The sequence below is a fragment of the Herbiconiux daphne genome, assembly GCF_024979295.1.
Taxonomy (GTDB): Bacteria; Actinomycetota; Actinomycetes; order Actinomycetales; family Microbacteriaceae; genus Herbiconiux; species Herbiconiux daphnes.
This window is the reverse complement of the sequence record NZ_JANLCJ010000225.1, coordinates 1-895: the sequence shown is the minus strand read 5'-3', so window position 1 is coordinate 895 and position 895 is coordinate 1. Positions and strand designations below refer to the sequence as shown.

General features: G+C 49.4%; 1 protein-coding gene. It reads left to right on the top strand.

What is annotated here, in order from left to right; genetic code table 11:
* Positions 1-858: hypothetical protein (locus N1032_RS24265; RefSeq protein WP_259543047.1), on the top strand; the 858-nt coding region annotated here is incomplete at its 5' end.
* Positions 859-895 lie beyond the last annotated feature (37 nt).

Below are 895 nucleotides of genomic sequence, written 5' to 3'. Positions count from 1 at the left end.
CAGGCTGACGTAGACAAATCGGTTAAAGTTGAAACTGACCGTGCTACTGCTGCTGAGAAAGGTCTGGACGGTCGTGTCACTAAGACCGAATCTGGTATCACTCAACTGGCTGGCGAAGTCGCTCAGAAAGTTAGCACTTCTGATTTCAAGGCAGACCAGACTCGTCAGGACACTGCTCTGAACAACGAAGTGACTCGTGCTAAGGCCGCTGAAACTGCCGTTGACACCAAAGTAATGGCTGTTAAAGGTGATGTGGTTAAGGCTCAGTCTGCGGCTGATGGTGCTCAGAAATCTGCTGATACTAACAGCAAGCTGATTGCTAAGAAAGTTGACCAGTCCAAATATGACAGCGAACAAGCTGCTCAGGACAAAGAAATCAACGACCGTGTTAAAACGTCGGTGTTCACCGCTGACCAACAGCGTCAGGACAAAGCACTCGCTACCGGTCTGTCTCAGAAAGTTGACACGACTACTTTCACTCAGCGCTCTGCGGTAGTTGATGGTAAGATTGCGAGCCATGAAACTCGTATCACCAGCAACACCAAGCAACTGGCTAACCACGAACAGCGCATCACCAAGCTGGAACAGAATGGTCAGCGTATCAGCAAAAACGAACGTGATATCAAAGAAGTTCGTAAGCAAGTGAAAGCTGTTGGTGCAATGGCATCTGCTTCTGCTAACCTCCACTACAACCGCGCTGAAAACGGCTACGCTGTTGCTGTTGGTGAGTACGATGGTAGCACTGCAATCGCTGGTGGTCTTCAGTTCAACACCTCTGCGAACACTGCGGTAACTGTTCAAGCTTCCTATGATGGTGAAGCTGCTGGCGCTTCCGTTGCTTTCCACGGTTCTTGGTAATGCCCAAGTTTGCGTTGTGTTTTACAGCGGTCTGTAT